Annotated in this window: 17 protein-coding genes and 1 pseudogene; 16 read left to right on the forward strand and 2 right to left on the reverse strand. The window is 51.4% G+C overall.

Translation table 11 applies throughout. From position 1 onward, the window contains the following. The first annotated feature begins 12 nt into the window (after positions 1-12). The 6 genes from AB4124_RS19295 (at position 13) to AB4124_RS19320 (ending at position 12,533) form a co-directional block, all read left to right on the forward strand. Positions 13-1,554, forward strand: a complete 1,542-nt coding sequence (locus AB4124_RS19295; protein ID WP_441973900.1) for a response regulator transcription factor — start codon at positions 13-15, stop codon at positions 1,552-1,554. After that, positions 1,532-3,367 (forward strand): cache domain-containing sensor histidine kinase, encoded by a 1,836-nt coding sequence (locus AB4124_RS19300; RefSeq protein WP_441973901.1) that lies wholly within the window; start codon positions 1,532-1,534, stop codon positions 3,365-3,367. The genes AB4124_RS19295 and AB4124_RS19300 overlap by 23 nt, the downstream gene beginning before the upstream one ends. Positions 3,368-3,489: 122 nt before the next feature. Further along, a complete protein-coding gene (locus tag AB4124_RS19305) occupies positions 3,490-5,103 on the forward strand; it encodes an ABC transporter substrate-binding protein (RefSeq protein WP_076325172.1) in 1,614 nt (537 codons plus the stop codon). Between the two features lie 101 nt (positions 5,104-5,204). Next, entirely contained in the window at positions 5,205-7,313 is a 2,109-nt protein-coding gene (locus AB4124_RS19310; protein ID WP_441973902.1) for an alpha-galactosidase, read from the forward strand. 1,187 nt (positions 7,314-8,500) lie between these two features. Then, positions 8,501-11,671: a GNAT family N-acetyltransferase gene (locus AB4124_RS19315; protein ID WP_441973903.1), complete on the forward strand. Its 3,171-nt coding sequence runs from the start codon at positions 8,501-8,503 to the stop codon at positions 11,669-11,671. After that, on the forward strand, positions 11,658-12,533 hold the full coding sequence (locus AB4124_RS19320; protein ID WP_441973904.1) for an amidohydrolase family protein: 876 nt from the start codon (positions 11,658-11,660) through the stop codon (positions 12,531-12,533). The genes AB4124_RS19315 and AB4124_RS19320 overlap by 14 nt, the downstream gene beginning before the upstream one ends. Positions 12,534-13,107: 574 nt before the next feature. Here AB4124_RS19320 and AB4124_RS19325 read toward each other — a convergent pair. Continuing rightward, complete coding sequence (locus tag AB4124_RS19325) at positions 13,108-14,001, reverse strand: helix-turn-helix domain-containing protein (RefSeq protein WP_441973905.1); 894 nt, start codon at positions 13,999-14,001, stop codon at positions 13,108-13,110. Positions 14,002-14,170: 169 nt separating this feature from the next. On the opposite strand from AB4124_RS19325, the gene AB4124_RS19330 reads away from it, so the two are divergent. Beyond that, a complete protein-coding gene (locus AB4124_RS19330; protein WP_441973906.1) occupies positions 14,171-17,509 on the forward strand; it encodes a DUF5107 domain-containing protein in 3,339 nt (1,112 codons plus the stop codon). A 97-nt stretch (positions 17,510-17,606) separates the two neighbouring features. Then, positions 17,607-18,572 (forward strand): aldose epimerase family protein, encoded by a 966-nt coding sequence (locus AB4124_RS19335; RefSeq protein ID WP_441974187.1) that lies wholly within the window; start codon positions 17,607-17,609, stop codon positions 18,570-18,572. A 22-nt stretch (positions 18,573-18,594) separates the two neighbouring features. Here the strand turns inward: AB4124_RS19335 and AB4124_RS19340 are convergent, their stop codons facing one another. Then, positions 18,595-19,344, reverse strand: a complete 750-nt coding sequence (locus AB4124_RS19340) for an MBL fold metallo-hydrolase (protein ID WP_441973907.1) — start codon at positions 19,342-19,344, stop codon at positions 18,595-18,597. Positions 19,345-19,669: 325 nt separating this feature from the next. On the opposite strand from AB4124_RS19340, the gene AB4124_RS19345 reads away from it, so the two are divergent. From AB4124_RS19345 to AB4124_RS19380, 8 genes and pseudogenes are all read left to right on the forward strand, one after another. Beyond that, a complete protein-coding gene (locus AB4124_RS19345) occupies positions 19,670-20,458 on the forward strand; it encodes an ABC transporter ATP-binding protein (RefSeq protein WP_076325161.1) in 789 nt (262 codons plus the stop codon). A gap of 46 nt (positions 20,459-20,504) precedes the next feature. Continuing rightward, positions 20,505-21,596, forward strand: coding sequence for a winged helix DNA-binding domain-containing protein (locus AB4124_RS19350; protein ID WP_441973908.1), 1,092 nt, complete (start codon positions 20,505-20,507; stop codon positions 21,594-21,596). Between the two features lie 38 nt (positions 21,597-21,634). Further along, positions 21,635-22,078: a DinB family protein gene (locus AB4124_RS19355; RefSeq protein ID WP_441973909.1), complete on the forward strand. Its 444-nt coding sequence runs from the start codon at positions 21,635-21,637 to the stop codon at positions 22,076-22,078. Between the two features lie 49 nt (positions 22,079-22,127). Continuing rightward, on the forward strand, positions 22,128-22,466 hold the full coding sequence (locus tag AB4124_RS19360) for a YrdB family protein (RefSeq protein WP_441973910.1): 339 nt from the start codon (positions 22,128-22,130) through the stop codon (positions 22,464-22,466). Positions 22,467-22,508: 42 nt separating this feature from the next. After that, positions 22,509-22,604: pseudogene (locus tag AB4124_RS19365) on the forward strand (histidine phosphatase family protein); the annotation flags it as partial. A 250-nt stretch (positions 22,605-22,854) separates the two neighbouring features. Further along, positions 22,855-23,775, forward strand: coding sequence for a Gfo/Idh/MocA family protein (locus AB4124_RS19370; RefSeq protein WP_441973911.1), 921 nt, complete (start codon positions 22,855-22,857; stop codon positions 23,773-23,775). A gap of 179 nt (positions 23,776-23,954) precedes the next feature. Next, positions 23,955-24,431, forward strand: coding sequence for an NUDIX domain-containing protein (locus AB4124_RS19375; protein WP_339290978.1), 477 nt, complete (start codon positions 23,955-23,957; stop codon positions 24,429-24,431). 23 nt (positions 24,432-24,454) lie between these two features. Continuing rightward, positions 24,455-24,868 carry a VanZ family protein gene (locus AB4124_RS19380; RefSeq protein ID WP_441973912.1) on the forward strand — a complete coding sequence of 138 codons (414 nt, stop codon included), beginning with the start codon at positions 24,455-24,457 and terminating at the stop codon, positions 24,866-24,868. Positions 24,869-25,116 lie beyond the last annotated feature (248 nt).

The raw sequence follows: 25,116 nt of genomic DNA on the forward strand, positions 1-25,116 counted from the left end.
GGGGGTATGAGCATGTATAGCATTTTTCTCGTTGATGACGAAGAGCTAGAGCTAGAGATGATCCGAGATTATATTCGTTGGGAAGAGATGGGGATATATGTGGCTGGAACAGCCCTGAACGGCAGGGATGCCCTGGAGAAGATCGAGGTGATACAGCCCGATATCATATTGACGGACGTCCAGATGCCCGTCATGAACGGGCTCGATATGGCGAAACGGGTGAGTGAGCAATTCGACTGGATTCAGTTCGTCTTCCTGACCGGACACGATGAATTCAATTATGTGAAGTCAGCCTTAAACGTGGGAGCCGTCGGCTATTTATTGAAGCCGCTGGATCTGAGCGAAATTGTAAGCGTTATCGATAAAGTGAAACGGCGCTGCGAGGAAGTGCGGATGAAGAACCGCTCCATTCGCGTGACCAAATCCAATATTGTACGAGAGATGATGTTCGAGCAGAACGAGGAGCGATTCAGGAACCTCGCTGCCAGCTACCGTAAGCTGTCCCGCCATACGGAGCCGAGAACGTATACCCTAACGCTGCTCGGCCTCGATGCTCCGCACGCTGCACAGCCGGGGCTGTCCCTCGAGGATGGCATGGCGCGTCTGCAGACGTATATGGAGGAGTGGCTTGCGGACAAGAAGCTGGAGGCGGATCTGGTCATCTGCCGGGAAGGCGAGCTGGGCATCTTCATGGATGCGGCTAGCCATCTGAGCCGCTTTACGTGGGAGGATTTGCTGAAGCAGATGCAGGATACGCTGGGCTTTACGATGACCGCGGCCGTGAACGAGGAGCCGGAAGAGCTGTCCCGCATCCAGGATTTATACCGGGAGACGCGGATGATGCTGGAGGAGATGTTTTACGTCGGGAACGGGAGAGTTATCTATGCCAAGGACGTGTTGCGGCAGCTGGAGAGCCGGCAAATTCCTCCTTTCCAAGAAACGGCCTATTTCGAGGACATTCATCAGCTGGCGTCCGAGCAGGCCGCGCAGAAGCTTCGGGATTACTTCAACCGGCTGGTCATGCTGCGAATCAGAAAAACCGAAGTGTGCGACTTTGCCATCGGACTGGTGGAGCGTCTGCTGGAGGGGATCCACGAACCGATCACGGAGAGCCACAAGCGGGCGGAGCTTTACCATTCCATCTATCAGTGCCGAACCATTATTGAAATCGAAGCGATCATCATCGATTTCGCCGGGCATGCGATTCGGACGCTGGAACACCGGTTCATGGACAAAAATGCAAGGCTGGTGCACCAGGTACGCACGACGATCGACCAGACCTATCACCAGGCTATTACGATCAACAGCTTGTCCGATCAGGTGTTTCTGTCTCCCAACTACCTGCGTTCCATTTTTAAGGAGAAAACCGGCATGACCATCCATGACTATTTAACGAGAATCCGGCTGAACAAAGCCAAGGAGTTGCTCGCGGACGATTCGCTCAAAGTGCAGGACATTGCCCAAAGGGTCGGTTATGAGAGCACATCTTATTTCATTTCCCTATTCTTAAAAAACCAAGGAGTCACGCCGAATGAATACCGCAAAAACATCTAGACCGACCGGCCCGTGGAGCCGTCTGGCAGGGGTTCTCCCGTTCGCGCACTTACGCGCATACACCAACTGGCGGCTCCGGCACAAGTTCTTTTTCATCTTTCTCATCGTGATCATCCTGCCGTTCTCGCTGCTGATCTATTATTCGTATTCCTCGACGCGCAGCACGATTACGGAGCATACCTATACGGCCTTGGGCGGATCGCTGGCACAGATTAACACCAACGTGGAGAAACGGCTGGAGTATTACAATCAACTGTCGAACATCCTCTACATGGATGCGCAGCTCCGCAATTATCTGTCTACCGATTATGAGCAGGCGTACTATTATCTGGATGCCTACCAATATATCAACCGGACGCTGCCGTCCTTGATGACCCTGAATGCCAACATTCTGGGCATTACGATATATACGGGGAACCACACCCTCTATTCCGACGGCCAATACGTCAAATATACGGAAGAGATGCCTCCGGCGATGGAGGAACAGGTGCTGGATGCCGCCGGCAATACGGTGTACTTCCATTCCGGGGATTTCAAGTCCGATGATGCGTATATCACCATTGCCCGTTCCTTGAGTTATTTCAGCCTGCAGCATCCGTACGGGATTTTGACCATGGACATTAACGCAAACGAATTCTACTCCCTGATCAAAATGGAGAATTACAACAAAAGCGTTTATATTATCGACGAGTTTGGCGGCGTGATCAGTACGGGGGATCAGAATCTCCAATCCAACCAGCTGTTTGACGTGTTCCCGATTCAGGAGCGAATGACCCAGGATGCAGGTTCTTTCGATATTAAGATTAACGGCCAGGAGCGTTTTTTTACGTATAAAAAGCTCAGCAACGGCTGGTCCACGGTCATCACCGTGCCCTACGACGAGCTGCTGGCCAATGCGAATCAGGCGACCAAGAACGTCATCTGGTTCTCCGCGCTGGCGATTGGCATAGCCATCCTGCTGTTATATTTTACGACCAAGGTCATGACCAAGCGCATCGAGGTGCTTCTGCAGCAGATCCGGAAGGTGGAGCGCGGGGATTTCCGGCTGTCGATTAGGCCGATGGGGCATGATGAGATCGGCCAGGTTTCCTTTGCGTTCAATAAGATGGCTTCGACCATACAATCCCTGATCCATGACGTGTACGTGAAGGAGATCGCAAGGAAGGAGTCGGAACTGAATACGCTCCAGGCCCAGATCAACCCCCATTTCCTGTACAACACCTTGTCCTCCATCTCTTCCCTGGCGATCAAGGAAGGGGCCATGCAGGTGTACCAGATGGTCAATTATTTGGCCAAGTATTACCGGGTGTCGCTGAATAAAGGGAAACGCATCATTCTGCTGGAGCAGGAAATCAATCTGGTGAAGAATTATGTCGCGATCCAGAAGATCCGGTTCCGGGACAAGCTCCATATGCATTACGACCTGGATGAGCAGCTGTTCGGGACCCCAACGATCAAGCTGATCCTGCAGCCCTTTATCGAGAACTGCATCAATCATGCCATCTGGGACGAATCGGGGATCAACATCATCGTGAAAGTAAAGCAGGAGGGGGACGACCTCTTGCTCCAGGTTATTGACGACGGCATCGGGATGACGCCGGAACAGCTCGATCATGCGCTGAACAAATCGGATAATCTGCCTGGATACGGCGTGAAAAATGTGGATGACCGGATCAAGCTGACCTACGGGGAAGAATATGGCGTCAGCATCTTCAGCAGGCTCGGCATCGGAACCGCGGTGACCATTCGGATACCTGTAATCTCCGATAGGCATCCAGCAAACGAACGGGACAGGCAGCAGGTGCTACCCTGAATGAAAGACGTTTTGCATCATGAATTGTAAGATTGCGTTATAGATGATTGAACTCCTGATTTTTACAATGATAGATATATTCGAGCTTTTGAATATGACGACCTTAGAAAGGGGTTCAGCAAATGAAGAAACTAAAATTGATTCTGGCAGCAGCCCTAGTTATGACAACGCTTTCGGCTTGCGCCGACAACCAGAAGGCGGCATCGGGCGGAGACAGTGGAACGGATGCGGACAGCAACGCGCCGATCACGTTAACCTGGTTTGACCAAAACACGGGGGATGCCTTTACCAACCCGGTTGCGCAAGTGATTACGGAAAAAACGGGCGTCACCGTCGAGATCCAGCAGCCTACGGGCAATCCGGTCGAGAAGCTGAATCTGATGCTGGCCAGCGGCGATCTTCCCGATGTTATTTTATTGAGTCGTGGAAGCGATATCATGAACAAGTATATTACCTCCGGCGCGATCGTCCCGCTGAATGACCTGATCGAAGAGCATGGACCGAATATCAAAAAAATGTACGGCGACACGTTGACCAAAACCCGAAGCGAGGATGGCAAAAATTATTATTTCTCCAACTGGTACGGCTTGGAGCAGTACCCGGTATTCGGATTCATGATGCGCATGGACATCATGAAGGAGCTGGGCGTCGGGGATAAGGTGAATAACGGCGAGCCGTTTACCGCGGAGGAATTCGAGGAGCTGCTCGTCAAGTTCAAAGAGAAGTATCCAACGATTGACGGGAAAGAAAGCATTCCGATGACACTCAACGGCGAGAATATCGGCAGCGTGACCGGCAGCCTCAAAGGAATGTACGGCATGATGCCGTATTACGAGACCAACGGCGAGCTGAAGAAGGACGTCCGCGATCCGCAGTATCTCGAAATGGTCAAGTTCCTGAATTCCCTGTACCGTAAAGGGTTGCTGGACAAGGAATGGGCAACGATGAAGACCAAGCAGTACGAGCAGAAGCTGGGTAACGGTAACGTGTTTGCCACGGCGGAAGCGCTTTGGAATGTGGGAAATGCGAATGCGCTGCTCAAAACCGAAGCAGCCGATAAGGCAACCGAGGATGAGCGTCAATTCTACCAATATAAAGTGCTGGCTCCGGGCGTGAAGCCGGAAGAGGCAACCTATGGACCGAAGAGCTCCCTGGGCTGGGACGGCGTCGCCATCAGCCGCTCCAACAAGGATCCGGTCCGGACGATGAAGCTGCTTGATTTCCTGGCCAGCGAGGAAGGCCAGTATCTGCTGATGTGGGGAGTTGAGGGCGAACATTGGGACATGAAGGACGGCAAGCATGTGCCAAGACAAGAAGTGCTGGACGACTTCAAGAAGAATTGGGACGAAGCCTCCCGTACAACGGGCATTCGCAAGTGGACCTGGATGATCAAGAACGGTCCGGGCGAGGACGGAACCCCGTATGACCTGATGGGCCGTTATCAGACCGATCCGGTCACGGATCTGGCGATCAAGAACCTGGCCGATACGTCGTTTGATACGGCACCGTATGACAACCTGGGCCCGGCTGGCGGGACGCCAGAAGCCATTATGGAAACGAAGGTGAACGACACCATCAATAAATATTTCCTGAAGATGGCCCTGTCGCCGTCCGAGGATCAAGTGGTGGAATCCTATAACCAGATGATGGCCGAGATCGAGGCGGCTGGCCTGGCCAAGCTGGAAAAGATTTATACGGACAACTTCAACAAACGTCAAGAGCTGTGGGGCAAATAATCTGGCCAGGGAGAGTCAAAAAGATGCTTCGTCTTTTGGCTCTCCGTCTTTTCTTGCTCAGGCAAAAACCATATCAACACGAATCGGAAGGATGATATTCTGTGACCATTCAATACCAAGAACAGTCTCGCGTGTTTGCGATACAAACCGATAACAGCTCCTATCTGTTCGGCATCAACGACAGCGGCAATCTGCAACATCTCTACTGGGGGGAGCCGGTCGGAATCGAAGACGCGGCGCCGCTGCTCCGGCCGAGATCGCACAGCTCGTTTGACGCGGAAGTCCATTCGGAGGTGGAGGAATACAGCTTCTGGGGCGGAGTCAAATACAGCGAGCCCAGCCTAAAGGTCCGCATGCCGGATGGCGTGCGCGACTTGGCAGTTCGTTATGCCGGGCACCGCACGCTCAAGACGGAAGGCAGGGAAACACTGATCATCGTCATGAAGGACGAAGCGTATCCGCTCGAAGTGGAGCTGTCTTATCGGGCGATTCCAGAGTGCGACTTAATTGAACGTTCAGCCCGGATCGTAAACCGCGGCGAGGCGGATATCGTGCTGGAAAATGCGCAGTCCGCGGCATGGGTCATCCCCTATCTGACGGATTACCGCCTCACGCACGTGACGGGGAAATGGTCCGGCGAATTTCAGCTGCGCAGCACCTTCCTCACCGAAGGAAAGAAGGTGCTGGAATCCCGCAGGGGCTTTACGGACAGCCACACCAATCCTTGGTTTGCAATGGATGACGGACATGCCACGGAGTCGGCGGGGCAGGTATGGTTCGGCGCGCTGGCCTGGAGCGGAAACTGGAAGATCACGGCCGAGCGTACGGTGTTCGAGCATGTCCGGGTGACCGGGGGCATCAACGATTTCGACAGCGAGTGGGTGCTGGGAGCGGGAGAAGCCTTCGATACGCCAAGCTTCGTCGGGGGATACAGCAGCGGCGGCTTTGGCGGGATGAGCCGGCAGCTGCACCGCTATCAATATTCGGATGTCCTCCCGGGCAGCCAAACGAGACCGGTCCTGTATAACTCGTGGGAAGCGACGTACTTCGATGTCAATGCCAAGGATCAAATGGCTTTGGCCGAGAGAGCCGCGCGTTTGGGCGTGGAATTGTTCGTCGTGGACGACGGGTGGTTCGGCGGGCGCAACCACGACCGCGCCGGGCTTGGCGATTGGTTCGTGAACCGGGAGAAATTCCCGAACGGTCTCGGCGAGCTGATTAACCGGGTGCATGAGCTGGGCATGGATTTCGGCATCTGGGTGGAGCCGGAGGCCGTCAATCCGGACAGCGACCTGTACCGGGAGCACCCGGATTGGGTGTACCATTTCGAGACGCGGGAGCGCTCGGAGCTTCGCAATCAGCTGCTGCTGAACATTTCGAAGCCGGAGGTTAAGGCTTACATTGTGCAGTTTATGACGGACCTGCTGGAGAAGCATAACATCAAGTTCATTAAATGGGACATGAACCGGACCGTAACCGAACCCGGCATGAAGGATCATCCGCTTCATCGCCAGAAGGAGATCTGGATTCGCCACGTTCAGAGTCTGTACGAGATTTGGGCGGAACTGCGGCGCAAATTCCCGCATGTGGCGTTTGAAACCTGCGCCGGCGGCGGAGCGCGCATCGATCTTGGCATTTTCCGGTATGCCGATCAATCCTGGCCGAGCGATAACACGGATGCCTTTGACCGCCTCAGCATTCAGGAGGGCTTCTCGTACACGTATGCTCCGCGAATGATGACCTGCTGGGTGACGGAGTCGCCGACAGGGATGAACCGCAGGCAGGTATCCCTGAAATACCGCCTCCACAGCGCCATGATGGGAACGCTCGGCATCGGCTCCAACCTGAATGAGTGGAGCGACGAACTGATTGCGGAATCGGCCGAATTTGTCGCGCAGTACAAATCCATTCGCCATCTGGTTCAGTTTGGCAGCCAGTATCGCTTGGACTCGCTTCGGCATAAAGGCGTAACGGCCGTGCAGTACGGCAGCGAAGACGGCAGCAACGTGCTGTTTGCGTTCCTGCACAGCCAGAAGCTGGGCGAGCCGCTGCCACGACTGCGGTTGACCGGACTGCAAGCCGATCAGTCGTATGGCATCGAGGGGCTAGAAGGTACATGGAGCGGCAGGGCACTCATGAACATCGGAATTGAGCTGCCACTGCGCGGGGATTTTGACAGCTTGGTGTATCGGATACTAAAACAGGGATAAGATACTTCCTGAATAGAAAGCGCCGTGTTGTCTGATAGACAATGTGGCGTTTTTTTGCCGTCGACTTCCACGTTAACGTCAATGTTATGACTGATATTAGATTACATCATGGACTTAAGGGAGGAACGAAATGTGGATCACCATTATGGGTTTAGCCTTGAGTATGCTAACCAATGTACAGTATCGAATGGCTCCATATTCGCCCTATGGAGGAGCCGTTACAGTCCACTACATATCCAGTCGTAGCAGCCAGCTGTCTGTGGTGGCCCTGGAGATGGGGATTACAAAAAGTGTGGTACAGACCAGACGATGCTGGAACGTTCAAAAAAGAAGATTGCAGATAATAAAGCAAACAGCCTTTTCCTTGTGGGTTAGGCCGTTTTTTTTACGCTCTGATATTCAATCTTTGTTTTCAAGTTTGCTAATGCACTCTTCTAATAGATTTATTCGTTTGTTGAATCTATAAAAAGTTGGGGTAACTCCAATAATAATTAAGATAATAAACAATATATACATACCATACACAGAAAAAACCTCCAATTAATTTAAAAAGTTTCTAATTTCCAGAATAACAAATATATATCATTAAACTCAACTATTTACATAAAAAGAAAAAATGATAGGTAACATAGACGAGTAGTAATTTCAATATTAAAAATGAGAATCTAAAACATGCTGAAAGTATCGAAAGCGACCCCTAGGTAGGAGTTTTTATTTTGAAGTAGTGGATTAGTTGTATGCCTAAATACTTCCATTTTATAGTATGATAAGTTATAGCTGTAGATGAAGATTGGGAATTTGAGTCGCTATTCAAACATTTCTCAGATGAGATGGAAGAAGGCAAAATACTAGTTTCCAAATGACCGAGGAAGGAATAGAACATTCATGGACGATAGAAGTAAAGTTCGAAGCTACGTTAAATGATCTGGAGTGCTATAGAAGGACAGAAGGATATATAGAAATAACGGATAACAAATTGTATATTGTTGATTATGATTGCCTGACTATGGATGCGCAATTTAGCGATAATAAGATTCCAGGCGAAAATTGCGCAAACAATAGGATTGAATTGAAGAATGGGATGTATATGGTAGAGATTGTACAAATTTTGAAGCTAATGCAGATAAAGTAATTTGGTGCAGCTATATTCACTACATACTTCTAGATGATGATAAGGAGATGAGAGCATGACAACAAACACCACCGCGGAACAAATCCGAATTATCGAATATGACCCTTCCTACGCTGGGGCGCTCACTGATATGTGGAACCGCAGCAACGAAAGTTGGGGAGGCGGCACCAGGCAGAGAACGGAGGACGCTGTTCGCCGGGAGATGGAGATTTCGTCCAATCTTCATGCGTTTCTCGCCGTCGATGGTAAGGAGGTTGTCGGCTTCTGTAGTTTCGCCCACTACCGCCATGACGAAGGGGCCCTGTATGTGCCGCTGTTGAATGTTCGGCCCGATTATCACGGCTACAAGGTAGGCCGCAATCTGATCTTGAATGCCGTCCGCATGACAGTTGAAGCGGGTTGGCCGCGGCTAGATCTGTTTACTTGGGCAGGCAACACCAAAGCCGTGCCGATGTACAAGAAATGCGGGTTCTTCTGGGAAAAGAATGATGATTACGTCCACCTGATGAACTTCATTCCGACCATCTTGCAAACCGAAGCGCTCGCTCCTTATTTTAAGGAGCTGGATTGGTATGCAGACAGCACCCGCGAGCTTGTCATCGAGCCGGATGGTCGCCGGGAGCGCGGCTTCGATTTCTTTGAATACACCTGGGGTAAGGGAGATCTCTCCGTGCGAGCGGAATTCGAAAAGTCCGGTCGCGGGCTGACCGCTCTCGACACGCCTGACTATGCAATCTCCACCGAAATGGACGAGCACGATCTTGTGTTCGGTTCCGCCTACAAGGTTCGCTATCGCATCAAGAACCGCTCGGCTTCCGAGCTGGCGATTGAGATCAAGGGCCAGGATGACAAGAATATCCGTTTTGCGCTGACTGTTTCACAAACGATCGCTCCGGGAGAGACAGTCATCGTGGAGGGGGAATTCGAGCTTGACCCAGTCCAGGAGGAGCTGAATGACAAGAAGACCCATCCCGTTGTCATGAGCCAATGGGTTATCGGTGGCAAGCGGGCTGAGTTCCGCATTGGTATCGCTCCGAAATTCCCGGTCAAGATGAAGACGGCGCTGCCAGTCAAGGAGCTTTATCCAGGCATTCCGGCCGAGCTGTATCTGAACGTGGAGAACCATTTTGCCTCGGAAGCGGAGTTCGCTTTTGAATGGCCAGAGGATGAAAGCGTGGAATGGGTCGATCGTGCGGTACGCTTCACACTTCCAGCCAAGGGCAAAGCATCTGTCCCGGTATCCTTCACCTTACGGTCCTACGGACTCTACTCGCGAGAGGTTCAGGTGACGGCAGTTCCGGTTGATCAAAAGGCGGTTTCCTTCACAAGCAAGCTGTCCGTCCTGATGAAGGGACCGCACGGCCGCTTCGGTGGGGAAGACGGGGAACAGTGGGTCGCCGTGAATGGCGCATTCTCCCTCCATCTGGATAAGCTTAATAATAACATGTGGATCGATTATCCAGGATCCCACCACAGTTTCTGGTGGAACTATCCGAAGCTGGGTAAGCCGTTTGCAGAAGAATTCTCCAAGAAGCAGGCCAAAGAAGTGAAGATTTACTCAGAAGGGGAGAGTCAGGTACTTGAAGCCCTTTACGAGTCGGAAGACTTCCCCGGCCTGGAGATAAAGTCGGTGGCCAAGCTGTTCGCAAGCGGCATCGCCGAGTTTTATCACGAAATCTGCAACACCAGCAGCAAAGGGCTGGAAGAGAACATGTATCTACTGACGAATTTTGGTTTCTTCGGCAGCAGGCTCATCCTGCCATACCAGGGCCATTATGTGGACATGGGCGATGCTTACTCCAGCGATCCGAGTCATTGGGACAGCGCCCAGATCACGGAGAACTGGCTGTTCAGCAAGGAAGAGAACGTCGGTTGCGGCATCAGTTGGGACCCTTCCCTGAAGCTGCTTCGCCCGGAATACCCGCTTGGTCTGGAGCATGATCTTGGCAGAATTCCTGGCGGAGCTGTCGTACGAACGAAGACGACCGTGTTTGCTCTAAACACCTTCGCTAAGTGGTGGGATTTCCGCTGCTTCGCCCGGAAGCTGCGGAACCCGGTCGTACCGATGCTGGACGATCATCTCGAACTGGCGCTTGGCGGCGGAAATCCGTTCTTGGCTGGGCCGCTGAATGCAGAACTTATCGAAAGAAAGATGGTTCCGCTCGCGGGTAGCTTGGAACTGTATGTGCAAAACGGTGAGGAACCGGAGCGGAAGGTTGCCGACATAAAGTTGCAAAAGGAGCAGGACCTTCGTTCTGCGAGCTTTGAGTACTCCCCTGGGGAAAAGCAAGACCCGGAAAATGGCGAATCCGGTTGGAAGGCCCGTGCCGTCTATCGCGGCGAGGATTGGGTTCAGGAGCGGTCGGCTCTCTGGCTTCCCCAAACGGAAGCAGCCGTCGTTTGCGGGCTGGAGGAAGGAGCGGCAGGTCCCGTGTACACAGTGAGCAACGGGATTCTCTCCATAGCGGCTTCCCCTGGCTTCGGCAGCGTCGTGCATTCCCTGAAGCACCAAGGCGAAGAATGGTTGGACAGTTCGTATCCGGAAGCTGCCCCGCGTTCTTGGTGGAATCCCTGGTACGGCGGACTCGGCGTGGACATTCCCGGCATGAGTGGCTTCAGTCGACAGCAGGAGCCGAGAAGTGCGACATGGGCGGAGCGGATGGATTTGCACGGCAACGTCTGGAAGGGACTACGAATGACCACTGTCATCGAGAAGCAGGAAGCGAATCGGGGGATCACGATCGACCAGCATTACCTTATGCTGCCTGGTGTCCCTGTTCTCTGCGTGCTGCATTCGGTGACCAACGAAAGTGGCCTGGTTCTGCCGCATTATTCGCTCAGGGATGATAATTTCTTCAAGCCTTCACCAGTCTTCTCCGAAGGATGGATGGAAATCCCCGGGGAAGGAAAGTTCCTTCTCGGGAAGCTGGAAGCCGAGCTTCATTTCAAGGGACTCTTGCGAATAGGCGCTGTTTCTCGTCAGAACATGCTGCATATGGTGAATAGTTATCACAATCAGAGTTCATCAGCGTATGTGAACAACAAGGTGTTTAGTCACGATGTGAATCACCATCTTTTACTTCTGAATGGGAAAACCGCCTGGACACAGCCGACTTTTCTGATCTTGGGTCGAATCGATCTGAATTCGGAGGATGTCCGTGACCTTCAGAAGCTGACCTTTACCAATCCTGCCGACGAAAAGGAGATCTTACATGCCGATCATTGACATTCATATTCATCTGTCGGACATCGACAGCTTTCATCAAACAGCGATTGATCAGTCCAAAGTCGATTACACCACTGCCGGACTTAAGGCGGAGTTTGACAAGAACGACGTCATTCTTGGTATTGGAATGGGCGTCACGGAGCAGACCAAGGGAGCCTTTCCTGATTCCAATTCACCTAATCCGATGGGTCTTGACCTGCAAGAAAGCGTTCCACCGTTCCTAATGGAATGCGTCGGCATCAATCCGAACATGCTCACCGGCAAGCACGCCCTAGAGGAGCTCGATAGGATTGAAGCTCGTCTGCAAGTTCCCGAGGTGGCGGGAATTAAGCTATATGCTGGGTACTACCATCATTACGTCTATGACAAAATCTACACGCCGATTTATGAGTTGGCTGCCAAGTACGGCATGCCCGTGGTGATTCATACCGGCGATACTTACTCGATGAACGGATTGCTGAAGTATTCGCATCCGCTTACCGTAGATGAATTGGCCTACCAGCAGCGCGGCGTGAACTTCATGATTTGCCATTTGGGTGATCCCTGGGTGATGGATGCCGCCGAAGTGGTGGCCAAGAACCCGAACGTCTACGCCGATTTGTCCGGACTTGTCGTCGGAGATCGGCCCCAATTTGAACGGTTCATGAACGAACCGCTGTTCATGGACCATTTTCGCCGGGCGCTGGTGTACTGTGATCATTACGAGAAAATGTTGTTCGGAACCGACTGGCCGCTCGCACCGATCGACCTGTATGCGGAATTCGTTCGCAGGCTCGTGCCTGAGCAGCATCATGAGAAGGTATTCTACCAGAATGCCATTGGACTATTTCCGCGTATCAGGCAGCGGATCGCGGCGCTCTGAAAGCATCGGCGACGGCAGTTAGACCGTCCTACAGCGCGAAATTTCTCGAAACTACCGGGTAGAGGCCGCTCTAGAAAGTGCAGTGAAACATGGAGACTACAGCGTGATGGAGCGCCTTCTTCTTGTTCTTTCTAGCCCCTACGCACACTCTCAAGAACAGGTTGATTGCTCCACACTACCTGCATTATCACCCCATCCTTACCGGACGATTTACGGTACTTGAAAACTTCATGTGAATCAATTGTTCTAGGAACTTTTACCGTCAGGGTAGTTTTTTTGTTTGGAAAGAAGATAGTTTATATACTGGGGATAGCCTCGATTTATGTTTAACTGTAACCACAAAGGTCGCAGGCCATAATTCCAAACGATGATTTCTTTTTCTGCAACATTTTTTTAAATTATGGCATCAGCACGAAGCAGCGGAAAGGATGAAACGATTCCCGAGAAGCGAATGCGGTCGCCTTTGTCCCCGAATTTCTTCCTTGACGAGAACCAATTCAAGAAATTGGGGACAACACCGATGGTAGGAACGATTCGTACGTGGAGCGTCTCGCAACACATAAAGAGGAGAAACCTACCCCTTCCGGGTATCTCGGTATTCGGAAGGGGATTTTCCCATGATTTTTTTGAACAGCCGCGAGAAGTAGTAGGGATCCTGGAAGCCGAGCCGGAGGCTGATCTCCTTGACGCTCTCGCCGGTCAGGTCCAGATGCTGGCAGGCCCGCTGGATTTTGAGCCGCAGATAGTAATCGATGGGGGAGTAGCCCGTCGCTTCCTTGAACCGGAAGGTGAAGTGCGGTATGGACAGATTTGCGTAGGCCGCCAGCTCCTTCAGGCTCACATGGCCCTCCAGATGCTCGGTCATGAATCGAAGCGTCTGTTCCATGTCATGCTTGTTGTGCTGGTGTTGCCCCCGCTGCGGTTGGAGCCGGGCGAGGCGGATGATGGCCGCCAAGTGGCCGGCGAGCTGCGAGACATGGATGATATGGTTCAGCGTATACCCTTTTTGCAGCAGCTCGTAACTCTCCTGAAACAGCTCTACGATGCTCCTTGACTGGTCGACCGGAACGATGGCGGGTTCGGCTGCGCCGGTAAATCCCTCGAACAATAAACCTGCATGCGTCCCCTTCATATGCCACCAGTAAATGCTCCAGGGATGAAACTCCGATGAAGCATATTCATGCGGCGTATCCGGCGGGATGACAACCGCCTGCCCCTTGAGCAGAGAATAGGTTTTGCCACCGTTCAACCGGTACCAGCCTTCCCCCTCCACGCAGTAGATTAAGATGTACGCGCCACTGCCCTCCGGGCGTTCCCGGTAGTGATGAAGCGCACGCGGAAAGTATCCGATGTCAGTTACGTGCAGCGGTTCCACAAGCGGATGGCGGGCCGCCTCTTTCATAATATGATCCGGGAGGACAATGATTTTCTGAGACGCGAATCCGTCTGGTTTTCGTATGGTATCCATAGCTTTACTATGTATCGGGGCGGCAGTCTTGTCAACCTGATGGAAAACGAAATAATCAGAATATAATCCATCATGAACATGATATCGTCAATGGCTCTGCGGGCAGGCGGGCTTATAAGATAGAGACATGAAGCAGCCAACGCTGATATTAATGGAGGGATGACGAATCATGGCAAAACAGCTGCATGTGAGCGTACGGGAAGAGACCGTGGAGATTCCCACGTATGAAGTGGGGAAGCCGGACCTGAACCCGATGTTTTTGGAGAAACGGGTGTATCAGGGGAGCTCGGGGCGTGTTTATCCGCTGCCGGTCATCGATAAAATTTATGATGAGAAAGTAGTAAAACCCTACCGGATCATTTTCCTTGAAAATGATTACGTGCAGATTCAGATCATGCCGCAGATAGGCGGCCGCATCTACCGGGCCATCGATAAAACCAACAACTATGATTTTGTGTACCACAATCAAGTGATCAAGCCGGCTTTGGTTGGCCTTGCGGGTCCTTGGATCTCCGGGGGAATCGAGTTCAACTGGCCGCAGCATCACCGTCCGAACACCTTTGGCGAAGTAGAGTGGAGACTTGAGGATCATCCGAATGGCAGCAAGACGGTATGGGTTGGCGAGATCGACCGGATGTACGGCACAAAGGTGTCTACCGCCTTCACGCTGCATCCAGGCAAGGCGTATCTGGAAATTCATGCGCAGATGTACAATCGGACCTCGGAGCCGCAGACTTTTCTGTGGTGGGCGAATCCGGCCGTAGCGGTCAACGATTATACCCAGTCCGTATTTCCGCCGGATGTTCACGCGGTGTTCGATCATGGGAAACGGGACGTGTCCAAATTCCCGATCGCAACCGGCACGTATTATAAGCAGGACTATTCGGCGGGCGTCGATATTTCCATGTACCGCAACATTCCCGTTCCGACTTCCTATATGGCTTATCATTCGGATTATGATTTCGTCGGCGGATATGACAATGGTTTGAAAGCGGGGATTCTGCATGTCGCTAATAAACATATATCTCCCGGCAAAAAACAGTGGACATGGGGTCACGGGGAATTCGGCCAAGCCTGGGATCGCAATCTGACCGACGAAAACGGTCCGTACATCGAGCTCATGACTGGCGTGTATACCGATAATCAGCCCGATTTCACCTGGCTGGCGCCGTATGAGGAAAAAAGTTTTAAGCAGTACTTCATGCCCTATAAAGACATTGGGCTGGTGAAGAATGCGTCCATTGACGCCGCGGTAAATCTCGAAGTTCACGACCATAAAGCCGTTGTCCTTGTCTATGCCACCTCGGTTAGGGAAGGGGCTCGAATCATGGTGACGGGAGCGAGACGTACCTACTTGGATCGAAAGGTCAAGCTGTCGCCAGCCGTTACCTTCCAGGCAGAGATCGAACTGGACGCGGGTATGAGGGAAAAGGATTTGCGGGTCGCGGTATTCGCTGCGGACGGCAAGGAGTTGGTCGCTTACCAGCACAAGCCGCGTACCTTGGAGCGGACACCGGACCCTGCCACGGAGATTGGCAAGCCGGAGGACCTGAAGAATACCGAAGCGCTGTTCTTAGCGGGACAGCATCTGGAGCAGTACCGGCACGCGACCTATGAACCGGAAGCCTACTATATGGAAGGTCTTCGGCGCGATGCGGGAGACGCAAGGCTGAACAATGCCTACGGTTTGCTGCTGCTGCGCAGAGGCTGCCTCACGGAGAGTGAAGCTTATTTCAAAAAAGCCATCGAAACCCTGACCCGCCACAACGCCCGGCCCTATGACAGCGAACCGTTCTATCATTTAGGCAAAGTCTTGAAGTGGCAGGGCCGTTTGGATGAAGCGTACGCTTATCTGTACAAGTCGGTCTGGTCGGGGGCTTGGCAAGGCGCCGGATATCTGGCTTTGGCCCAGATTGCCTGCGAGAAGCGGGAATATGAGGAAGCGTTCGAGCTGATCGAACGATCCCTGGCTGCCCAGTATCATAATTATAAGGCGCGGCATCTCAAGAGTTTCGTCTTAAGAAAGCTGGGACGCTTGGCGGATGCGGAGTCATGGCTTGAGGAAACGCTCAAGCTGGATCCCATGGATGCGGGCGCGATGAACGAGCAGGCAGCCGTATATCAAGAACTGAAGCAAGAGGATAAAAGCCGGCGGGCTTATGAATCGCTTGCCCAGCTCCTGCGCGATGATCCGCATAATTATATCGCCTTGGCTCAGGACTATACGGAAGCAGGCCAATATGCCGACGCTTTGGATGTGTTGCAGCGCATCGAACGCCTTACGGCATCTGCCGTCTATCCGATGGTTTATTACTACCAAGGCAGTGCACTCATGAAGATGAACCGGGCGGAAGAGGCATCCGCTTGCTACCGATTGGCCTCGGAGGCCGATCCGTCATACTGTTTCCCGAACTCCCTGCATGACTACGTGACGCTAAAGCAGGCGCTCGGCGTTCAGCCGCAGGATGCGAAGGCGTTGTACTACTTAGGAAATCTGCTGTACGACAAGAAGCGCTACGAGGAAGCCATTAGCAGTTGGGAAACTTCGATCGCCCTGGATAGCAGCTTTGCGACGCCGCATCGGAATCTGGCGCTCGCTTACTATAACAAGAGGCAGGACCGCGATAAAGCATTGGCGTCCCTGCAAACCGCCTTCTCGCTCAATCCGGCGGACGCCAGGGTCTTCTACGAGCTGGACCAATTGTATAAAAAGCTCGGTCATGCTCCGGCTGATCGCTTGAAAGCGATGGAGGAGCACATGGAGCTGGTCGAACAGCGCGACGATGTATATCTGGAATATTTGACGCTGCACAATACGCTGAATCGTTATGAGGAGGCGTTGGCATTGATTCTGAAACGTAACTTCCACCCTTGGGAGGGCGGCGAGGGCAAGGTGCCGGCCCAGTATGTACTGGCCCGGGTGGAGCTAGCGAAGCAGCTGCTTCAGGATCGTCGTTGCGAGGATGCCGTAGAGCAGCTGCTTGCTGCCAAGCAATATCCGCTCAACATCAATGAAGGGAAACTCACGGGAGCGCAGGAGAACAACATTGATTATTACCTGGGCTGCGCATACGAAGGGCTCGGCCGGTCTGATGAGGCGGAGGCGTACTTCCTGAAAGCTTCCGAGGGGCTGGATGAGCCGGCCAGCGCGATGTATTACAACGATCAGCCGCCGCACATGATTTTTTATCAAGGGGCCGCGCTGCGGAGGCTGGGCCGAGAGAATGAGGCCCGGAGCCGGTTTAACAAGCTGATTGATTATGGGGAGAAGCATATATTCGAGCCTCAGAGCATCGATTACTTTGCCGTCTCGCTGCCGGACTTCCTGGTATTTGATGAAGATCTGGACCGAAGAAACGAAATTCATTGCCGCTACATGATGGGGCTTGGGCAACTTGGTCTCGGTGACCGGCAGTCGGCGGAGGACCTGTTCCACGAGGTGCTGCAGCTGGAGTCTCACCATCAAGGAGCTGCGTTGCATTTGGCGCTTTGCAAGACGTTGATGTAAAAGATTGACACTTCATTCTCAAGGGCCGTTATGAACGGTCCTTGAGCATTTGTGCATTCTGTGTGTTGCGTTGACTACAACGGAGGAGATGACGATGATGATCTGGAGCAAAGGGATGCTGGATGGATATGAGGTTTGGACAGGGGGCACGGAGGTGATGGAGATGGTCTTGGTGCCTGAACTCGGAAGCAGGGTCATCTCGCTTCGCAATCGAAAGACTGGCCGGGAATGGCTGGTGCAGTCTGCTGGAGCTCTGGAAACGAACGGGTATGCAAGCTCCTTTGGAAAGCGGGACGGCAGCGGCTGGGACGAAATGTTTCCAACGATCAATGACTGCCGGTATCCCGCGTATCCATGGGAAGGAACGGAGCTTCCGGATCATGGCGAGGTATGGTCCATTCCATGGAAGGCGCACACCGAGGAAGAACAGCTTCACTGCAGCGTGCAGGGAATCCGAATTCCTTATCAGCTGCGCAAAACCTACTCCTTCCCCCGTGAAGATACCCTGCGGATCGATTATGCCGTTCATAATTCGAGTCCGTTCCCGTTCTCTTTCCTGTGGGCCGCGCATCCGTTGTTTCAAATCGATGAAGGCGCAGAGATTATCGTTCCCAACGAGCTGAGGGAGATCATCGTATCGTACTCGGCGAACGGTCGATTGGGAGAATTCGGCGATATTCGGAAATGGCCGCAGCCATGGGATGAAAAGCCCCATATCCGCTTGAATCGAACCGAGAGCAGGCTAGAAGCATCGGCGGAGAAGTTTTATTTTGCAGGCGAGCTGCCGGATGCGCAAGCTTCCATTTACGATCCGGTTGCGGGAGAAGGACTCCGCATGACGTTTCCTAAAGAGCAGGTGCCTTATTTAGGGATATGGGCGAATTACGGCGGCTATCAGGGACAGTATCATCTTGCGCTGGAACCAGCGACGGGGCTGCTCGATGATCTCTCGTATGCCATGCATCGTCAGGCAGCGGCCGAAGTGCCGGCCGGCGGCACGTATACGTGGTACCTTGAGATTAGCTGGATCGACGGACAGAAGAACGAAGTGAAGTCTACTTGATGGAAAGTGAACCGACAAATGCTTAAGCATAAGCCAATTCACGAATGCGCTGGTTGGGATTGTCCGTAAATAGTCCCCCATGATAACAGATCACCTTATGGATGTCATAATGGGTGAGCTTTTGCAACGAAAGCTTGGCTGACTCCATGTCATATGTAGTTGCCGGATCCGGCCCGACCAACCGTCCATTGATGACGTTCAGGGCATCTGCGGCAATCAGGGTTTTGCTCGGCAAATGATATAAGCTGGTATGGCCCGGGGTGTGGCCCGGCGTATGGATCACGATGATACCGCCGCCAAACGGCAGTTCCTCGCCGTCGCGCAAAATGCTGTTCACTGGGGCTGTGGGAGGATTCTCCAGCGTTTGCTTAAACGCATTCCTCCACTCCGGCGGAACGTGATCCGGCATCGAAGCCAGCGCTTGTGTAATGGCCTCGGGCGATAATTTGACAAGCCTTGTATCTCCTTCGATATAAGGCTTTTCGATTTCGCTGGCGAACACTTCCGGGGCGTGGTTGCTGTGTTGGATCATGGCCGGCAAACTGCCGATATGATCCAAATCCTGGTGTGTTATAATAATTTTGCTTACATCCTGGACGGAAACCCCGATGTCCGATAGCTGCTCCTGAATAATCGGGAACTGGCCGGGATAGCCGGTATCGATAAGCACCCGGTTCTGATGATCCCATATGAATGTTGGATGGATCGTTTCGATTCGTCCCATCATGGCTGCGGAAATTTCCAGCATGGCAATGCCTTGATCGATTTGCATGTTACATACCTCCACGTATAAAGGGTTCTTCCCGTGTTTATCTTTCCGGGAGAGATGAGTAGAAGTAGATTATCAAATCAGCAAACTCATGTAAATAGAAAAATATTATATCATAACACAAAAATAATTATTTGTCAATATTTAATTCGTTGATCAAAACCTCTTTAATATATGAAATGTCCGGCTCGGTATACATAGCTTGACTCCAAGACGTAGACTGCTCACAAGGCTGGATCTCATCTCGCTATTGAGGAATATGTAATTGCTGGTATAATCCTTGAAAAGAGGAAAAGAGAGACGAAGTAGAGAAGGAGAGGGATCAGCAATGAACACGACGATTGAACTGAATAACGTAACCTGGCAACGGGAGCAGAAAACCGTTCTTGCAGGCGTGGATTGGACCGTACAGCAAGGAGAGCATTGGGCGGTTCTTGGGCTGAACGGCTCCGGAAAGACAACCATTTTGAATATGATTAACGGTTATATCTGGCCGACCAGCGGTACGGTTTCGGTGCTCGGGCATCGTTTTGGCAGGGTGGATTTAAGAGAATTGCGTAAATCGATAGGCTGGGTCAGCTCCTCGTTGCAGGAAAGAATCCGTCCGAATGAGTCCACGCTGGATGTCGTGATCAGCGGCAAACACGCCTCGATTGGCTTGTATCAGAAGGTGGATGAAGCAGATCGGGAACAGGCTGAGCAGCTTATGAAGGATTTCAATTGCATTCATCTGCTGGGTCGTACATATGAAACCTGTTCGCAAGGGGAGAAGCAGAAGCTGCTGATCGCTAGGGCGCTTATGGCTTCTCCGAGGCTGTTGATACTGGATGAGGCCTGTAACGGACTGGATTTTCTGTCGAGGGAAGCGCTGCTGTCCAGCATTACGGCACTGGCTTCAAAGCCCGATGCGCCGACCCTGCTATTCGTTACGCACCATATCGAAGAAATACTGCCGATCTTCTCGCACTCGTTGCTCATCCGCCGGGGCACAGTATTCGGACAGGGGAGCTCCAAGGATATGCTGACAAGCGGGAATTTGACCTCGTTTTTTGAGACGCCGGTTGAGGTGAGCTGGCAGAACGATCGCGCCTGGATGTCCATTCCGGATTTAAAATGAAGGCTCAAGGCTCGCGAGATATTCATGTCTTAGGAGAGTGACCATTGTGCCAAGTCGAATCATAGCGAATCGAAGGCTGTTCAATCAAGGAATAACAGGTATGAAGCATGAGAGTCCGGAGCAAGTCGTAAGAGGGCTCGGCGCTGTGCAGGCCCAGGATTTTCATCAAGCGGTATGGGGAATCGGTCTCCGTACACATTCTGCCAAGCTGTCCGATGTGGAGCAGGCCATGATCGATCGCAAGATCGTGCTGACCTGGCCGATGCGAGGGACGATATTCTTCGTGCCTGCGGAGGATGCCAAGTGGATGCTGAAGCTGACGGCATCGCGCTTTCACACGCATAATAAGAAGAAGCAGGCCGAACTTGAGCTTGACGAAGGTACGCTCCATCGATGCCGCACGATCATTCGCAACGCGCTGAGCGGCTGTACCCGCGTATCCCGTCCCAGACTGATGGAGTTGCTGGAGGAAGCGGGGATTAGCACCAAGAATGGCCGCGGTTATTTCATTCTCGGATATTTGGGTCGGACAGGCATGATCTGTTTCGGCCCGCATGAAGGTAAACAGCAGAGTTTCGTGCTGCTGGATGAATGGGTCCCGAATTCGAGGGAGCTAACGCTTGAAGAATCGCTGGCGGAGCTTGCGCTTCGTTATTTTACAGGTCACGGGCCCGCAACGATTCAGGATTTTGCGTGGTGGGTCGGATTAACGCTGACAGAAGCTAAACGAGGCTTTGAGGCCGTAAAATCAAACCTTCGTTTAGATTTTGTCAACGGCACGGCATACTGGAGCTCTGTTACAACACCGGCCGTGTCCGCTGATACGGATTCGGTGGTTCTGCTTCCGGGTTTTGATGAATATTACTTGGGTTACAAGGATCGCAGCGCGATCATAGAGACAGAGCACGATGCGAAGATCGCTCCCCATCGCAACGGGGTTTTTCAACCGATGATGGTGGCAGGCGGGGAAGTGGTCGGTGTCTGGAAGCGGGAGATCAAGCGCAGCGGCATCGACATCGCATTTAGTCCGTTTTTGCCAAGGAATGATCGAGAAGAGGAGTTTATGGAAGCTGCCAAGCAGTATAGCGATTTCATGGGAATGCCGATTGCACGAATAGAATGGAACCAAGCTCTCTAAGCTTATTGGCTGAGAGGAGCTCTTAGGAGGAATAGCGTATGGAGTCAATCATGAAGCTGGAAGCATTGATTACCGAAATGACAGAGATTGTAACGGCGACTAATGAGGTGGAGCTCAATCTGAAGCTTGCGCCCGATAAGTGGTCCAAGAAGGAGATTCTGGGTCACCTTTGCGATTCAGCGGTAAATAACCATATCCGGTTTGTAAAAATTTTGCTGTCCGATTATCCGATTGCCATTCAGGGGTACGCGCAGAACGATTGGGTTCGGGTGAACAATTACCAGGATCAATATGATCAATCGGAAGTGTTGTCACTGTGGCAGCAGATGAACCGGATGATTCTGCGTGTCATGCAAAAAGCCGATTCATCAGATTTTCAGAAAAAATGCGTGCTGCCTGATAAAACGGAGGTCACACTGGAGTGGTTATTTAACGATTATGTCGATCATATGATCCATCACCTGGAGCAAATCGAGCTGTGATTACAGCATTGACATTTGGTATACAACAGGAAACGAAAGGTGCTCCAATATGTTCAAAGTTTTGAATCTTGCGATTCGATTTATTCTGGAATTGATTCTATTGTTTTCGATAGGTTACTGGGGCTTCCATTTTGGTTCCGGGCTCGTGGCACAGGTTGCACTCGGTATTGGGCTTCCACTGCTTGCAGCCGTCATCTGGGGCATGACCATCTCTCCGAAAGCAAGGATCAAGCTGCCGCTTGCCGTGGTGTTGCTTATCGAATTTCTTATATTTGCAACCGCGGTGGCATGCCAGGTATCTTCGGGCTTTATAACGTTTGCCATTGTGTTTGCATTTGTGGCTCTGGTGAACCGCCTCATCGTGATAAAATGGAGGATGCAGCCTTAGAGAGTATATTGCAGATTTACATGGAGATGTACCTAGCGGGAGGTGGATGATACGGCTACCATCGGCCTTATTAGACACGGAATAACGGATTGGAATGTTCAGAATAGGGCTCAGGGACGGAGCGATATTCCTCTTAATGCTGCACGGAGCATTTATAAATCCTCTAAAAAGGCTGCCAACGTCTGATAATCAGATGGAGGCGGTCTTTTTGCATTGGATTCAGGTTTAATTTAAAAGACGAATTAAAGTCACGTCCTTTAGTGGTTCAGGGTGATATGATGATTGTAAGAAAAGCCTATGTTCCGGCTGCTGATATCTCTCAGTAACGTAGCGAATGGAAATGCCAGTGTGATCATCTAAAATCCTGCAGGTAAAGGAGAATGAACTTATGACTTTGAAGATCGGTATGATTGGTTTGGATACATCGCATGTCTCCATTTTCTCGAAAATGCTGCATGACAAGACGCATCCCTATTACGTTCCAGGCGCAAGGGTTACAGCGGCATTTCCCGGAGGATCACCGGACTTCGAGCTTAGTATAAGCCGGGTGGACGGGTATACCAAGGAACTTGTTGCGTGGGGAACCGAAATATTGGATTCGCCGGGAGACGTGGCCAAACAGGTCGATGCCGTCATGCTCGAAGCGGTCGACGGAAGGTCGCATCTGTCCTTGTTTCGCGCGATTGCTCCTCATTGCCAAATGGTATTTATTGATAAGCCTTTTGCGGTTAGCAGTAAGGACGCAATAGAAATTGCCGAACTGGCGGAGCAGTTTCAGGTTACCGTTATGAGCAGCTCGTCACTTCGATATGCGCAAGGACTTCAGGATGAATTGGCTAGCGGCGGTGTAGATGATATCATTGGCGTGGACTGCGCCGGACCGCTTCCCCTTCAACCTACGCAGCCGGGATTTTTCTGGTATGGAATCCACGCGGCGGAGCTGCTTTACCGCGTTCTCGGACCTGGATGCGTAAGTGTACATGTCGCCACGACGGAGTTGCATGAGGTATTAACAGCGGTTTGGAATGATGGGAGAATCGGGACGATTCGGGGCAATCGTGCAGGTAATGATCGCTTTGGGATGACCATTCATCGCACGGAGGCTAGCAGTTTTGTAGACATTATGGCGCATCCGAAACCCTATTATGCGAGTCTGCTGGAACAGATCATGAAGATGTTCACGACAGGTGTCTCGGACGTTCCTTTATCTGAGACGCTGGAGATCATTCGTTTTCTGGAGACGGCGAACGTCTCCCGCGAAACGGGAGAAACCGTGAGACTGGATGATAACGATCTAACAGGAAGTTAAAAGAATTAACGATATGTGTTAATGGATGGAGGTTGTCTGGGAGGTTGCTGCGATCACCCGATAGCCTTTTTGACCTGCAATTATACATAATATTCCCATTTTGACTTCGTTAATTGTATGATAGACAGATCAAGAAAATTCAGCAGCTATTCATTAGCCGTGTGGAGAGGTGGTTTTTTATGACGTATCATATTCGGGTGAGACCGACAGCGTTAGTCTTTCAGAATGAGCATGTTCTATTGGTCGAGTATGTAGATGAGAACGGAATGCATTACAATTTGCCTGGAGGCGGGGCCGAGCCAGGAGAGTCGATTATAGAGGGCGCTTTGAGAGAATTGTACGAGGAAACCACGCTGGAAGCAGAGGCTGGACCTGTCGCATTTGTGTACGACAATGCTCCTCATAAGCAGCCAGGAAATAACATAACGGACATTCACACGCTATACATCGTGTTTGAATGTTATCCACATGAAGGATCATCCCCGAAACTTCCGGCTGCGCCAGATCCGAATCAAACCGATGTGAAATGGATTCCGCTCGAGCAGCTGGACGACATTATTTTGTATCCGAATATTAAGAAGCACATTAAACAGTATGCACAGGAACGCAGAAATATTGAAATAATCGAAGATTACGTATTGGATAAATATGTTTGAATTCATTTTCACAGGAGACCTCAATGAAATCACATGTTAAAATGATCGCCTTGATCCTCCTCATTGGATACACCATGTTGCTAACTTACTGGATGATCTGGGGATTCGGGAGGACAACACAATCGGAATTCAGTTATAATCTGGTGCCATTTTCGACGATGGCAAGCTATTTCCCCATTCGCAGCTTGGCTTCATTGATCAATATCGTTGGGAATATCGCTGTGTTTGTGCCTTTCGGGGTGTTGATTCCAGTTGTATTTCGAATTCGATACGTTAAGATGTTGGGTTTCTTTTTAGTCGGGTTATTTGTGCTCGAAATGGCACAGCTGATCTCCCGGCGGGGAAGCCTGGATGTGGACGATTTTATTTTGAACTCGGTAGGTGTTACGATTGGTTATGGTTTGCTTGGGGTCATTATGAAATCGAGGAGCAGATAACCGTAACCGCATATTTCGATCATACATAAAATAGTGTATAACAGGCAGCAGAATGGCTTAACTACGATGTAGGAAAGTCATTCTGTTTTTTTTTATTTGTGGCTGCTTTAGTTGTGTGAAAGTTACATTCTCTACTTGAGCTGGATGACGGTGGGATGGGGAAATGTGGGAAAAACTATTGTTCGATCAGGAACCGAAGCTTACAATGATATGAGGGATTGGAAAATGTTGTGTGTTGTGTGGAAAGG

The sequence above is a fragment of the Paenibacillus sp. 2KB_20 genome (genome assembly GCF_052115765.1).
Classification (GTDB): Bacteria; Bacillota; Bacilli; order Paenibacillales; family Paenibacillaceae; genus Paenibacillus_AQ.